Origin of the sequence: Lactiplantibacillus paraplantarum, from assembly GCF_003641145.1 — a bacterium.
In the GTDB taxonomy this organism is placed as follows: domain Bacteria; phylum Bacillota; class Bacilli; order Lactobacillales; family Lactobacillaceae; genus Lactiplantibacillus; species Lactiplantibacillus paraplantarum.
In genome coordinates, this window is sequence record NZ_CP032744.1 from 2,280,654 (window position 1) to 2,294,438 (window position 13,785).

The 13,785-nt window shown below is 45.8% G+C and carries 15 protein-coding genes and 1 pseudogene; 6 read left to right on the top strand and 10 right to left on the bottom strand.

The window, feature by feature from the left end; translation table 11 throughout:
• Positions 1–68 precede the first annotated feature (68 nt).
• Complete coding sequence (locus LP667_RS11330) at positions 69–623, top strand: cysteine hydrolase family protein (RefSeq protein WP_021732743.1); 555 nt, start codon at positions 69–71, stop codon at positions 621–623.
• 84 nt (positions 624–707) lie between these two features.
• Here the strand turns inward: LP667_RS11330 and LP667_RS11335 are convergent, their stop codons facing one another.
• Genes LP667_RS11335 through LP667_RS11345 form a run of 3 tightly spaced genes read right to left on the bottom strand, consistent with a single transcriptional unit; the run spans position 708 to position 2,551 of the window.
• Positions 708–1,481 (bottom strand): hypothetical protein, encoded by a 774-nt coding sequence (locus LP667_RS11335; protein ID WP_021732744.1) that lies wholly within the window; start codon positions 1,479–1,481, stop codon positions 708–710.
• Positions 1,471–2,181 carry an ATP-binding cassette domain-containing protein gene (locus LP667_RS11340; protein WP_021732745.1) on the bottom strand — a complete coding sequence of 237 codons (711 nt, stop codon included), beginning with the start codon at positions 2,179–2,181 and terminating at the stop codon, positions 1,471–1,473. The genes LP667_RS11335 and LP667_RS11340 overlap by 11 nt, the downstream gene beginning before the upstream one ends.
• Entirely contained in the window at positions 2,162–2,551 is a 390-nt protein-coding gene (locus LP667_RS11345; protein ID WP_021732746.1) for a GntR family transcriptional regulator, read from the bottom strand. The genes LP667_RS11340 and LP667_RS11345 overlap by 20 nt, the downstream gene beginning before the upstream one ends.
• A gap of 186 nt (positions 2,552–2,737) precedes the next feature.
• Between LP667_RS11345 and LP667_RS11350 the strand changes: the two genes are divergently transcribed.
• Entirely contained in the window at positions 2,738–3,019 is a 282-nt protein-coding gene (locus tag LP667_RS11350; protein WP_021732747.1) for a bacteriocin immunity family protein, read from the top strand.
• Positions 3,020–3,101: 82 nt separating this feature from the next.
• Here the strand turns inward: LP667_RS11350 and LP667_RS11355 are convergent, their stop codons facing one another.
• Positions 3,102–4,025: an alpha/beta hydrolase gene (locus LP667_RS11355; RefSeq protein ID WP_021732748.1), complete on the bottom strand. Its 924-nt coding sequence runs from the start codon at positions 4,023–4,025 to the stop codon at positions 3,102–3,104.
• Positions 4,026–4,142: 117 nt separating this feature from the next.
• Between LP667_RS11355 and LP667_RS11360 the strand changes: the two genes are divergently transcribed.
• From LP667_RS11360 to LP667_RS11370, 3 genes are read left to right on the top strand one after another with little or no spacing between them, the layout of a single operon-like run.
• Positions 4,143–5,942 carry a M3 family oligoendopeptidase gene (locus LP667_RS11360; protein ID WP_021732749.1) on the top strand — a complete coding sequence of 600 codons (1,800 nt, stop codon included), beginning with the start codon at positions 4,143–4,145 and terminating at the stop codon, positions 5,940–5,942.
• 17 nt (positions 5,943–5,959) lie between these two features.
• Positions 5,960–6,376: a helix-turn-helix domain-containing protein gene (locus LP667_RS11365; RefSeq protein ID WP_021732750.1), complete on the top strand. Its 417-nt coding sequence runs from the start codon at positions 5,960–5,962 to the stop codon at positions 6,374–6,376.
• Positions 6,377–6,385: 9 nt separating this feature from the next.
• Positions 6,386–7,237, top strand: coding sequence for a hypothetical protein (locus tag LP667_RS11370; protein WP_021732751.1), 852 nt, complete (start codon positions 6,386–6,388; stop codon positions 7,235–7,237).
• A gap of 121 nt (positions 7,238–7,358) precedes the next feature.
• On the opposite strand, the pseudogene LP667_RS11375 reads toward LP667_RS11370, so the two are convergent.
• From LP667_RS11375 to spxB, 3 genes and pseudogenes are all read right to left on the bottom strand, one after another.
• Positions 7,359–7,719: pseudogene (locus LP667_RS11375) on the bottom strand (DUF6483 family protein).
• Between the two features lie 608 nt (positions 7,720–8,327).
• Positions 8,328–8,450, bottom strand: coding sequence for a hypothetical protein (locus LP667_RS17270; protein WP_021732754.1), 123 nt, complete (start codon positions 8,448–8,450; stop codon positions 8,328–8,330).
• Between the two features lie 389 nt (positions 8,451–8,839).
• Positions 8,840–10,597 (bottom strand): pyruvate oxidase, encoded by a 1,758-nt coding sequence (gene spxB / locus LP667_RS11385; protein WP_021732755.1) that lies wholly within the window; start codon positions 10,595–10,597, stop codon positions 8,840–8,842.
• A gap of 242 nt (positions 10,598–10,839) precedes the next feature.
• Here spxB and LP667_RS11390 point away from each other — a divergent pair, with 242 nt between their 5' ends.
• Positions 10,840–11,238, top strand: coding sequence for a hypothetical protein (locus tag LP667_RS11390; RefSeq protein WP_225366493.1), 399 nt, complete (start codon positions 10,840–10,842; stop codon positions 11,236–11,238).
• 58 nt (positions 11,239–11,296) lie between these two features.
• Here the strand turns inward: LP667_RS11390 and LP667_RS11395 are convergent, their stop codons facing one another.
• The 3 genes from LP667_RS11395 to LP667_RS11405 all read right to left on the bottom strand — a co-directional run bounded on the left by LP667_RS11395 (position 11,297) and on the right by LP667_RS11405 (position 13,749).
• On the bottom strand, positions 11,297–12,082 hold the full coding sequence (locus tag LP667_RS11395; protein ID WP_021732757.1) for an alpha/beta fold hydrolase: 786 nt from the start codon (positions 12,080–12,082) through the stop codon (positions 11,297–11,299).
• Between the two features lie 153 nt (positions 12,083–12,235).
• Entirely contained in the window at positions 12,236–12,556 is a 321-nt protein-coding gene (locus LP667_RS11400; RefSeq protein ID WP_003642657.1) for a thioredoxin family protein, read from the bottom strand.
• Positions 12,557–12,627: 71 nt separating this feature from the next.
• The gene (locus tag LP667_RS11405) at positions 12,628–13,749 is read right to left on the bottom strand and encodes a PLP-dependent transferase (protein ID WP_033609675.1); all 1,122 of its coding nucleotides are present in this window, start codon (positions 13,747–13,749) and stop codon (positions 12,628–12,630) included.
• Positions 13,750–13,785 lie beyond the last annotated feature (36 nt).

Genomic DNA, 13,785 nt, shown 5'->3' on the forward strand with positions numbered 1-13,785 from the left:
TTGACAGTATCACTAGAGTTGTTTACAGTAAAACCAATCTTGATCCTAATATTGGAGGTCTTTCCATTATGGCAAGCAATCAAGCCTTACTGATTATTGATTATACTAACGATTTTGTGGCTGATGACGGTGTCCTGACTTGTGGGCAACCCGGCCAAGCACTTGCACCAACCATCGTTCAACTCGCTGATCAAATGGCAACAGCGGGCGACTGGGTCTTATTACCGACCGACGTCCATACCCCGCATGATCCTTATCACCCAGAAAGCCAACTTTTCCCGCCACATAATGTCCGTGATACTTGGGGACGTGAACTCTATGGTCCGCTGAAAGATTGGTACGCTACTCATCAAGATAAGGACAACGTCTGGGCATTCGACAAGACGCGCTACAGTTCGTTCGCCGGAACTGATTTGGATTTACGTCTGCGTGAACGGCATGTCGATACCCTCCACTTAGTCGGTGTTTGTACGGATATTTGCGTGTTGCATACCGCCGTCGACGCTTATAATTTAGGCTATCAGCTCGTCATTCACCAAGACGCCGTTGCAAGCTTTGACGCCGCTGGCCACGAATGGGCGTTGCGCCACTTTAAAAATAGTTTAGGGGCGACGATTGCTTAACTGTACCAAAATAAAAATCACGGATTCATTGATCCGGCCAAGCCGCCTAATGAATCCGTGATTTTTATTTTGATAACTCAATGATTAGTTTAAGGTGGGCTCAACCCATTTTTGTAAAATCAACGTGTTGATAATCCCTTCGACCAAGATCACCGCCAGCATAACTAAACTCCCCGTCCATAAGGAATCAATCTGCCCCTGGTTAACTAATTGGCTGGATAGAAAACTGATCATGCCAATTAATAAGTTGGCGAGACGAAAGGCCACGTAAATAACAATTACTGTAATAACAACATTTACAAATCGTTGCCGAAACTGAGGTAAAAAGCCCTTCGCTGCATTGGTTGCAAAGTGACATAGGGTAATCGTACTCCAGATCAGGATTGTCGCGAGTACTAATACAAGTAACGTGCCGAGTGCGAACTGGGCCACACTCCCCGCATCAAACTGACCAAAGAACATCGATGTACCCGTTAAACCGCCCATCAATTCATTCCAACCAAGCCACAACGTTAAGCCAAATAGAATGACTTGTGCCAACCACACATAAACAATATTGATTAATGACGCTACTAAATTAATCATGTAACGGCGCCAATCACTAATCGGTAATAGCCAAAACGTCCCGGACCGGAAGAATTTTTCATTTGAAACTGCTAATAAAATAAAACCAACGATCAACGGCAAGGCCATCCAGGCACATAAATTATAAAAAAGTGTGGCGGCCGTAAAGTTACCTTTGATGGCTGTCCACAGACTCGTGACAATCACGGCCAGGGCCTCGATACCAACTAGTAAACTCATTTGCTTAAAACGCGGCCAACTAAGGGCCTTAAAAAGTGACCAACTACTTGTCATCCGTCACACCTCCCGTATACAAACTCTCATAATAATCTTCAAGTTCCATGCCGTGCTCGTCGCGAATCGCATCAGCTCCCTGATGGACAACAATCGTTTGGTCCTTAACGACCACGATTTCATCAAGAATCGGCGCAATCTCGGTCACATAATGATCACTGATCAGCAGCGTTGCATTCGCTGGCGTCCATTTAATGATACTATTGATAATTTTCTTGCGACTCATACTATCGATACCGCTAAAGGGTTCATCCAATAAGTACAGGGCCACCTTACGGCTAAGCGTTAACGCAATGATGAGTTTCTCACGCGTTCCTTTGGATAACTCGCCTAATTTTTGTTGTGCGTTAAGTTCCAAAAAAGCCGCTAGTTCCTGATAACGCTGCTGATCAAAATCAGGATAAACGAGTTGGTAGAACTGCTCAATTTGGTGCAATTTCATGCCCGCACTAAAGCCCGTCAAATGGTCCGTAAAACTCACCTGTTGCTTACGTGCCACGGCATTGGTCGTGTCATTAATCGTAATTGTCCCTTGCCCTTTAGCACTACCGGTAATGAGGCGCATCAGGGTCGTTTTACCCGCCCCATTTTCACCTAATAAACCGACAATTTTGCCCGGCTCTAAAGTTAGTTGCACGTTTTGCAAAATCAAACGTTGATTATGCTTATACCGTAAGTCTTTAATCGTTAATGCTGTCATGCTGATGCTCCTCTCGTTGGGCAATGTATTGTTGCAAACTCGTCACGATCTCGCTGTCACTCAAATCTAGTGCATGTAATTGATTGTACGCTAATGTTAATTGTTCTGTCACCAACGTCGTCTTCAATTGAGTAATACGTGCCTGATCCGTCGTCACAAAATTACCCTTACCTCGTTGTGATGTGAGTGTGCCTTCCGTAATCATTTCACTGAGCGCCCGTTGAACCGTATTGACATTAACAGTTAAATCCAGGGCAAGCTGCCGGACAGCTGGTAACTTAGCACCTGGCGGTAATGTTCCATCAATCATCTCGTGATAAATATATTGTTTGATTTGGTAATAAATCGGAACCTTATCATCAAATTTCAATTTGACGGCCTCCTTAGTGTTCTATTTTACTATTACAATATAACATGATGATAATTAAAATACAATCGTGACCTACCGTTATTAATGACAACGGTTACATTATCTTCTTGAATCTTGATCTAGTAGCGCTATACTTAAGTTAGTAAGTGGTCTAAATTGGCCACATCACACGAGAGGGATGGTAGCATGTTAAAAAATGAAAATGCCATTGCGTTGATTCGCGCGATCGACGTTGCTTATAGTGACCCCGAAGTACGCGCAATTCCTGAACTACAACAAGCTCTAGCCAAAGCTGCACAGGACTTAGATTGTGTGGCCGATCATCATCAAGTTGCCAGTCGGTTGAACCAGTTATTAACAACGTGGGGCGCCAGTCATTCACAGGGACCGGCCGTCCTTGATCAGTTATATTTGATTACACTTACAGACGGCGTAGATATTCCTTGTCAGTTACCCTACCGAGCCTAATAGCAGTCGGTTCACTTCTATAATGACAACAGCTCCTGAATCAATGGACTGATTCAGGAGCTGTTGTCATTTTAATTTACGCCTACTTGACATACTGATCTAAAAACGCTGCCACGTGCTGTTTATACCGCTGATAATCTTGAGTAATCGCTGTGGTATGCCCAGCGCCTTTCACTAACCACAACGCTTTTGGTTGATGGGCATTACGGTACAAGGCTTTCCCCATGCTAGTCGGTACAAAATCATCCTTTGTCCCACTAATGATCATGATTGGCAAACGGTTCTTGCGAATCTGGGCCACTGCATCAGCTTCTTTAAAGCCATATCCAGCCCGTAATTTGGTCATTAAACTCGTCACATTGACCAATGGAAAAGCTGGCAAGTGATACAACTGACCCGCTTGATAACTAATGATTGCGTTGGCACTCGTAAACGGACTATCCACCACGTACGCTTTGATTTGCGGAATTTGTCGCTCGCCACTAGCCATTGTCATACCAGCTGCCCCCATACTGATCCCACTCATCACGATTTGAGTTGTGGCCGTTTTATGTACAACGGTTTTGGCCCACTGCAAGTCGTCTCGGCGTTCCAACCAACCGTAGCCGACCGCTTTTCCCTGGCTCACACCACTTGCTCGGGAATCAGGAACTAAGACATTATAACCGAGTTCGTGATACATCCCAGCCCACGCCCCCATTAATGACTTATTACCAGCAAAACCGTGCGCCAAAATGACGGTCTTCTTAGACTGCTTAGCGGGAAGATACCAAGCAACCAAACGTAAGTGATCGCTTGATTCAATAGTCCACGTCTGTTTACGTGCATGTAAATACCAATACTTTTGGTGATAAACCGAACTTTTTTTCGATAATTTAGTACTTTGCGTCACAAACGCTTTGTCACCACGCGCAATCGCCACATGATAAAAATAACTACTGGCACCGATCAAAGTCCCCACCACTAGGACAACAAGCACCCCCAGCGTGATCCACCATTTCTTCATTATGTCTCACTCCTTGATTTCATAAAAATCCGTTTCAAGCGGGAAAATTTCGCCACTCCTTCATAATAACCGTTATAATTAAAGATAACTAGACCATATTGAGGAGGGCTTTATTTTATGCACTATTCCGAAACGTGGGATTTAGACAGTATCTTTGCTGGCGGCATTGATTCGCCAGCACTGACTGCTAAAATGTCCACGATTAAACAGCAGTTGACCACGACAGCAGACACCTTAGTTCACTGGCGTGCTGCCGCTGACACACCAGACGCCGACTGGTTTACCCAACTCGTCAACAGTCTGCAAGCCATTCAAGCCGGTATTGACCAAGCTACCGTTTTCGTGGTTGCTTATCAATCCGCGCATGCGGACGACACCAAAGCCGCCCCACTACTGAACCAAATTTATCAACTTGATAATCAGTTGACCAATTTATTAACCCGCTTCAAGAAGCAACTCGTTAAGTTAGATCAAGCCACCTTTGACACGCTCGTGCAACAACCGGCACTACAAGCCATCGCCTTTAACTTAACCGAAATGCGTCAGCAAGGCTTAGCGCTTCTAGATGACGACACTGAAGCCCTAATCAACGACTTAGCACTCGATGGTTTTCAGGGTTGGAGTGACCACTACGACACGTTAGTTAGCCAAATCCAAGTGCCCTATACCGATGAAAACGGGATAACCCAGCAACTATCCGCGGGCCAAGCCCAAAATATGTTAGCAGCTGCCATGCCGAACGCCCAACGCGCCGAATTAATGCGCAACTGGGAGCACGCTTGGCAAGCACATGCCGCTCCCTTTGCTGATACGTTGAACCACTTGGCGGGCTTCCGACTGGCCAATTACCGTGCGCATGGTACGACGAACTTCCTACAAAAACCACTAGAGCTCAACCGCATGAGTCAAGCGACACTAGACACAATGTACCAAGTTGTCGCTGACAGCAAGGACATTTTACTAAGTTACCTGAAGCGTAAGGCCCAGTTACTCGGTAAAGATCAACTAGATTGGCAAGATATTGAAGCCCCACTAACCTTGGGACAACTTCCTAGCCAAACTTACGATCAAGCTGCCGATTTTGTCATTAACAACTTTCGCCAATTTAGTCCAAAGATGGGCGCTTTAGCCCAACACGCCCTTGAACATCGTTGGGTCGAAGCTGAGAATCGCCCTAATAAGCGACCCGGTGGCTATATGGAAAATCTACCAGAGACCCACGAATCCCGAATTTTCATGACGTTTACGGGTTCACCTAATGACACAGCCACCCTCGCCCACGAATTAGGGCACGCCTTTCATGGCAGCGTCATTCAAGATCTACCACTTTGGCGTCAGGATTACGCGATGAACGTGGCCGAAACCGCCTCAACATTCGCCGAACTGATTGTCGCTGACGCCAGTGTCAAAGCGGCCGATGATGCCAAAACCAAATTAACTTTATTGGATGCTAAAATGCAAAATCCGTTAGCCATGTTTCTGGATATTCGAGCCCGCTTCTTGTTTGAGACGCGCTTCTATACCGCCCGTCAGCACGGGATCGTCACTCCTGACACTTTGTCAGACTTGATGCTAACCGCCCAAAAAGACGCCTATGGTAATGCCTTAAATACTTACCACCCGATGTTTTGGGCTAGCAAGTTGCACTTTTACATCGATGATGTCCCATTTTATAACTTCCCGTACACATTCGGCTACCTATTCAGTCTCGGCATCTACGCACAAGCCAAGACGCAACCTGACTTTGAGGACCGCTATATTGCCCTACTGCGAGACACCGCCAACATGTCGACCGAAGCCCTAGCAACTAAACACCTCGGTGTTGATCTGACCACACCGGCCTTCTGGCAAGCTGGTGTGGCTTTGATCAAGCGGGACATCGATGAATTCATGGCGTTATCCGCACCGTTAATCTAAGGAATGGAAGTGAACACATGTTTCCAGAACGTTTAAGAGCACTACGTCGGGGGCAAAAAATGACCCTCGCCCAACTCGCCACCGCCCTCAATCAAATGCCGACCGCAGACAAGACGACTCGTCAAAATACCGCGGCTCAAATCGGTAACTGGGAGCGGGACTTACGGACCCCGTCCTACCTAGAAGTTCGTAAATTAGCCGAATTTTTCAACGTCACGACTGATTACTTGTCAGGTAAATCTGACCAAGAAGAATACGACCTCGGTCGCATCTTTTTATCGGGCAAGCCGTTGACGTTTAATCAAGAACAATTATCCAGTGAAGACCGCTATGAACTGTTTCAGTTGATGGATGGTTACTTACATGGTCGCCAGCATCGGGTTTCAACGGATGCCACCGGCCAAGAAGAATTAGATTTACACTTTGATGACTAGGAGTTTGTAATGAATCCCAAAAAGCTAAAACAATTAAAAAAGCGGGCCAAAAAACAGGCTAGTGCCCCGTACATTCAACAGTTAATGAAGTACCGCGATTTATTTAAGGACGATCCTCAAATTCTGGTGCTAATTAATAATGTCTTGGAAAGTGATCGCTTGCTGGCAGCCGGCTTAGCCCCACAACAATTGCCAGTCCTAGAAGTCCCCGATGATTTCCAGGACCATCTCTTTGAGCGCATCAATCAGCAATATGCTATGGGTGATCCTGCTGGTGATGCGGCCTGGAACCAACTATCAGCCGCTCTCCCAAAGGTCGATCAACTTCTACGCGACTTTCGTGACTATATTGAAGATCAGTATGGGATGTGGGCCTACATCAGCGCGCCATTCCTAAAGGATCTAGCTGACTTTACCGGTAGTGCGCCAGTTCTAGAAGTCATGGCCGGTAACGGCTACATCTCCAAAGGCCTCAAACGCCTTCATCCTGGTCAGCCAATTTATACCACGGACTCCAAAGATTGGACCCACGAGACTGGTAACGAAACTGGTCGCCACCCGGTTACGTCAATTGAAGCATTGGATGCCGTCAGTGCTTTCAATAAGTACGCCGCAACTATTAAATACGTCATTATGGCCTGGTCACCGGACAAGTTGACGATTGATTGGGACTTGTTGCAAACCATGCGGCAAAGTGATTACGATATACCATTGATCGTCATTGGTGAAAAATACGGCGCCACGGGTTCCAAACAATTTTGGGACCACGCTAATTATCAAGATAACGAGGCCGTTACCAAGTTAAATGCTCATTTCCGACCATTTGACCTGATTCATGACCAAGTCTATGTGGTCCGATAATTGAATACACGTTAAATTAAAAGTCGTGCTTTCAGGATTAAATTCTGAGAGCACGACTTTTAATTTTTTCGTCATAGTTGAATCCCTTTTTTGCCAAATTCATTCGTAATTTGCTTAAATCTTAGCATCCCATTTTCAATTGTTGCAGTTGTTCCAATCCCGCCACCAACGATGTTCGTGAAATTCCCCCGGCAGCGAGACTTTGGTCGTCAAATTGATTAATTGTCGCGTAAAACCAAATTCCAAGCTGTAAGTTCAGCTTCCGTCATTGCGAACTGCAACGCTAACAACCGCTGAGCGGCTTGAGCATAAGCCTTTCTGTCAATGAGTTGTGCCAATTCGACTTGATGTGACAATGGTTGATCTTGACCTTGCGGAAACACCACCTCAGTTGTGTCTCCCTTATGACGACTAAGCGTGTACCCTAATCCCGTTGCGAACACATGTAACTGCCAAATTAACCAAGTGCTTTCAGCTTGCATTAGCATTAATCCCCCTAATTGTGTGCCATCCAATAAATCGCTAAAATTGTATATAAGATCAATAACGTAAACGCGTAGGCTTTCCAAGCCGTCCCCATCGGTTGTTGCACCGATTGCAACCCCCAGACCAAGCAGAATGACGCTCTAAAATTATATCCACATGATACCATGCCTTTCTGCACGAAATATTGTTAAAAGGTTCCGGTTTAAGATCAAAAGCAGCCAGCTTAGGCCCGCTGGAAAAAGTGCGAGTTAGCGTAAACATGCTTTGCTAGTTCGTCCTACGCCGACCTCCAGGCATTTCTGCCAATTGCTGGAACGCGGTGGACACAGATTTAAGCCGCAACCCACGTCTTAAATACTGGTCTTCCACTAACCAAGCCAAGGACGCTTGCTAAGTGGAATTTCACCGCTGAGCATTGACCGAAAAGCCTTCCAGTCGGGATAGTATTCGAATGGTAGACATGTGCGTACCCAAATTTTGCTGGATTTGTCATTGTTTTTCATAAACGGTAACTTTGTTAAGCAACTGTTAGGTCGAAAAGATATTGGGATAGTTCGCTATTTCGGAATTACTATAGTAATAATAGAACACCTCAACAAAGTCGTTAGGGTAACCCTAACGTCTCGTTTAAAGTTCCTGTATCAAAATAACCAGCGACTAATTGTACCAAGTTAAGTGGCCGTTCATCTGCCATTCGAGCGAGTTCCCGAAACGTATTCGGTGCCACTAAAGCCTGTGCTTGCTACGCCAACAGACTAATCCCAAAACCGCATTAATCGGTTGGCTAGGCAATGCTCGGCTTCAACCCGTGGCCCCTCACAGGCTTGAGACTGGAGGGGCTGGGTGACAATGCTCAGTAGCCAAATTATTCTTAGCTGGAAGCGATTTCCTTCCGGCTTAGAATAAGACTCGTATTTGAGATGACGCGGGTTGGGCGTTAGCTCAAATCGACGTCGGCTGCGTTCCAGCAATTGGCACCCAGCCCCGGAGGTCGGAATAGGACGCGCACCGGCTGACGAACAGGAATTGAGCTAACCGGAACCTTTTAACAATGATTCATGCCATCCTAGAACAAAAAAGCCTGCAATCAATCGATTACAGGCTCATTAACACTGACTATTCGACGTTGAACTCCTTGAAATAAGTGGTTAATGGTTTCAATTCGTTCGCGTCATATTTTTCTTTGAAGGCACTGACAGAGGCAGCCGATGTCTTGGCTGGATCAACATCGAGGATTTCAACTGGTAACCCCCGTTTGTCCGTAATCTTGGCATCAATTAAGACCGGACGACCGGCCTTTAACTCGGCCATCGCGGTTTCAAAGGCGGCGTGCAATTGATCAAAATGCTCAACCCGAATTCCCTTGACGCCCATTCCTTCAGCAATCTTAGCAAAATCAGCATCGATTAGATCAATCCCATAATACGGTTGTGGCACATCCTCTTGTTCTGATTTAATAAAGTTCAACGTTTGGTTAGACGTCACAATATTAAAGATTGGCAAGTGATATTTGACTTCGGTCAATAAATCTTGCATGACCATTGAGAACGCCCCATCACCAGCAATATTGAAAGCTTGCCGATCAGGATAACTCATCTTCGCCGCAATTGCCCCGGGGACACCAGCACCCATCGTGGCAAATAGTGCTGAGGTCAATAATTTTTGCTTGGGATTCATCTTCAAAAATCGGAAACTATTGATCGTATTATCACCGACATCCATTGAGAAGACTGCATCATCGGCAGCGACCCGGTTGATTTCTTGGTAGACTTGTTCGTATTCAAGTGGATCGGTCTTCCGTTCACTCAGCTTCTTCAAATACTGTTTCCAGTCGGCCATATCTGCTTTAGCTGCTTGGTAGTATGGCGACGGTGACGCTGGTTCACTTAATGCCAAGGCGCGCTTGATAAACTGTTTGGCATCGCCATTGATGCCGAAATCCAAATGATGGTGACGCCCAAACTTGCCAGGATCCAATTCGATTTGCACGTATTTGAAATCGTGAGTCGTGTACATAATCTGTGCGAACGAATAATCCGCGCCAACTGAAACGACCAAATCGGTAATCCCCATCAGTTCATCCGCCGCTTTCGAGGCTGCCCGATAAGCGCTTCCCATATTACCATCAAAACTATCAGGAATGACGCCCTTGGCTAACCCAGTGATAATAATCGGTACTTGCAGACGTTCCGCTAACGCCATCATGTCCTCGGTTGCACCACGCGTCCCTTGACCAACGTGGAAGACGGGGTACTTGGCGTTCTTGATCATCGCTAACACCGTTTTAACTTGTTCATCATCAATAGTAGGAATGCCGGTTAATTTAGCTGGTACACTTGCTGAATCATAATCAAGATCTGGAATTTCAACGTAGCCAAAATCGTTAGGAATCGTTACAACGGCCACACCGTTTTCACGGTAAGCCGCCCGAATCGCCTTATCAACAACGTATGGCAAACTTTCCGGTGTCATGACCGTCCGATTGAAGACCGCCACATCACTGAAAATCGGTTCTTCGGCGAATTCTTGGAAATAATCATAATTCATATTGGTGTGAGCAACTTGGCCCACCAAGGCAAGGACGGGCACATGATCTTCCTTCGCATCGTATAACCCGTTGAGTAAGTTAACGGCACCAGGACCGGCTGACCCAAAGGCAACCCCGATTTTACCCGTCAACTTCGCATCCGCTGCCGCAGCGAGGGCCCCCACTTGTTCGTGACGTACCTGCACATATTGGAGCCGTTCTTGTTCAACATCCAACGCGTGCATAGTGGAATTAAACGACCCACCGGCATAACCGTAAATCTGTTTAATATCCCAAGCCTCAATAACTTTCAACATTGCAACCGACGCTTCAATCATCTTTGCCATAGTAAATGCCTTCTTTTTCAATATTGTTGTATACGTTTTCATTTACGGTTATCAGAATACATCTAAATTGTTCAAAATTCAATTGTAAACAATTATTATTTTATAAATTTTTGACTTAACTAACCAAATTCGATAACAGGCTATCAACTGTCAGTGGTGCTATAATACTGTTGCATCAGATTCTCATCAAGCTAGTTTAGTACGTTAATTCTCACTAATCGGTAAGACGGGATGGGATGTTGATGAAAAATAAATTGATTAATTTTCTGACTACCGAGCTATCAGCATGGCCAGTTCTAATCATTGCATACTATGCCATTACGGCTAAACCAACTGGTCAGTGGCAACTAATTTTTAACCTTCCCGTGAGCTGGCTAATCAGTTCCTACCTGATTGCTTTCCCACTCCTCCTAACAAACGTCCCAAAGTTGCGCCACAATCCGCTCAAGATGAGATCGTTATCAGTACAGGCTAGTCTAAAATACCATTCCCGGCTCAATGAGCGGGCCAAACGGTGGGACGACGAAATGAATCTCGCCATTTTTTTACTTGAACGCGGCAGTCTAATGTTATTTTCTGAACCACTACTACTATTTTTAATGAGTTATCGTGGCATGTGTTGGCTACACCATTTTTTGTAACTAAAAAGCAGCCACTGTTCACAAAACTGAACAGCGGCTGCTTTAGCTTAACATCAACTCATTTAAGAATATTAGTCGTCAAGAAAGCTACGGCGGCCTCTTGAATTTTATGTGGCACGTGGTGAACGCCACCCTCAGCGCGTTTAAAGACCGTCGCCTGCAAGGCTGGCTCGTCCTTGAAGCGGTGTTTAAAGTCGCGAACATACTGATAAGGGACCATCTGGTCAGCCGTTCCGTTGAAGAAAAACATCGGCCGTCCCGCCAGTGTTTCCGGGTGTTCAGATAAATCAAACTTAGCTAGTTGCTGATAAGTTTGTGCAATCAATTCCGCCGGTAACTTAGCTTGTAATGCGGCTGGTAGTTGTGCGACTTGATCCTTGGCAAAAGCCACCGGTTCAGGTGAACCAATTAGTGAGACGCCCGCAACTACTGCTGGCTGTGTTGCCATGATACCAGCAGCAGTGATGCCGCCCATCGAGGTCCCCATTACCCCAATCTTATTAGGATCACTGATTCCAGTGGTCACTAGATCATCAACCAATTGTGGAAATTCCGCAACCGAATGCCCGACAATTGACCAGAAATGTTCCGGATGACGATCCAAATCAGTCCCATCATTGCGACTCCCATGTAGGTATGCTGTCGGGAGTATGACCCGAAAACCAGCCCGTACTAACTGATAAGCGACTCCCAACTCGGTTGCTGTTTGGTTCGTCCAGCCATGGTAATCAATAATTGTTGGTAACTTGGTCTGTGCCTGACTGGCTGCAAACACGTGTAATACGGGTAGGTCACCAATTCTGGTCGTCCGCACCACCACGTCTTCAAATAAATTTGTTGTCATGTTTATCACCGTTTCCAAAATTAATAGTTAATAGTGTAGCAGAAGCCCAAACGAAAACCAACCCAAACGCGTTCACCGTGGTTAAAGCTTAACCATCATGAACGCGCCTGAGTTGGTTATTAGTAAGTAGCAATTGTGTGGTGCCACTCAATACTACTTTTCAAGCGTATCTAAGAAATCTTCAACTTGTTTTTGGGTTTTACGGAATTTGTCAACATACCGACCAATTTCTTGACCATCTTCAATACCAACAAAACTAGGAATTCCCATCACACCCATGTCTTGTGCGATTTCAATGTTGGCGTCACGATCAACCGTGATCCAATCGTATTGATCGTACTTCGCTTCGATTTGGGGCATCACTGGTTTAATGAAAGCGCAATCCGGGCACCAGTCCGCCGTAAAGAATAACATGTGCTTACCCGTCTTGATACGTTCGCGAATTTCTTCGTCGCTTAAAGTTGCAGTTGCCATGAAAAATGCCTCCAATATCTTTATGATAGTTATAGTTTAACACATACTAAAAGTAAGTAAAGCCTTTTGCTTTATTTTGACGCTTGGACTAGGGCTTGCTTGAGATCCGCTGCTAAATCGGCCCTATTCTCAATCCCAACGGACAGCCGCAATAAGTTGCCGGTGATCCCCTTTGCTTGTCGTTGTTCTTCCGTTAAATCCGCATGTGTTTGAACTGCGGGAACGGTCAGCAAGCTTTCGACACCACCAAGGCTTTCCGCAAACGAAATGACACGGAGGGCCCGTAAAAAATCATCAACGTCCGTACCAGTGGCGAGATAAAAGCTAATCATCCCACCACGTCCAGGATATAAAACACGTTCAACGTGTTCATCCGCTTTAAGCACCGTGACCAGTTTCTGGGCGTTGATCTCCTGTTGATGCAATCGTAGTGGCAAAGTCTTCAAACTCCGCAATAACAACCAAGCATCAAAAGGATCGAGAACCGCCCCAGTTGTTACCAGATTGAATTCGAGAGTCTCAGCATCCGCCTGTGACTTAACGACGACCGCTCCGGCTAAAATATCATTGTGACCGGCCAGATATTTGGTTGCGGAATGAACCACAATGTCCGCTCCTAAATCTAGTGGTTTTTGAATCAAAGGGGTGTAAAATGTATTATCAACAATCAACTTAAGGTTATGAGCGTGGGCGGTAGTTGCCGTGGCTGTAATATCAATGACTTTCATTGTCGGATTGGATGGCGTTTCTAACCATAGGGCGACGGTCCGATCGTCGGCCAAAGCTGCCAGTGTTGCTTGATCTTGACCATCCCAGACAACAAAATCCAAGTGGTAATGATCATGCAGTAGGTCAAAGAAGCGGTATGAGCCACCATACAAATCATCAGATACAATTATCTTGTCACCACTATTAAACAACGTGAAGACAAGCTGAATGGCTGCCATCCCTGAGGTTAGCGCATACGCTGCAACCCCGTGCTCCATCTCCGCCAACACCTGTTCCAAAATACAGCGAGTTGGTTGGGCTTCACGAGGATAGTCAAACCCCGTCGATTGTCCCAGACCAGCATGCCGGTATGCGGTCGACAGGTAGATTGGTGCTGAAATGGCCCCGGTCTTCTCATCATCGCTCCGATTGCCAGCTTGTGCTAACCGTGTTTCAATATGTAACTCATCAGTTTGTTTTGTCATATTTTTCAATCCCGTCCTATCTAAATTATGCGACCC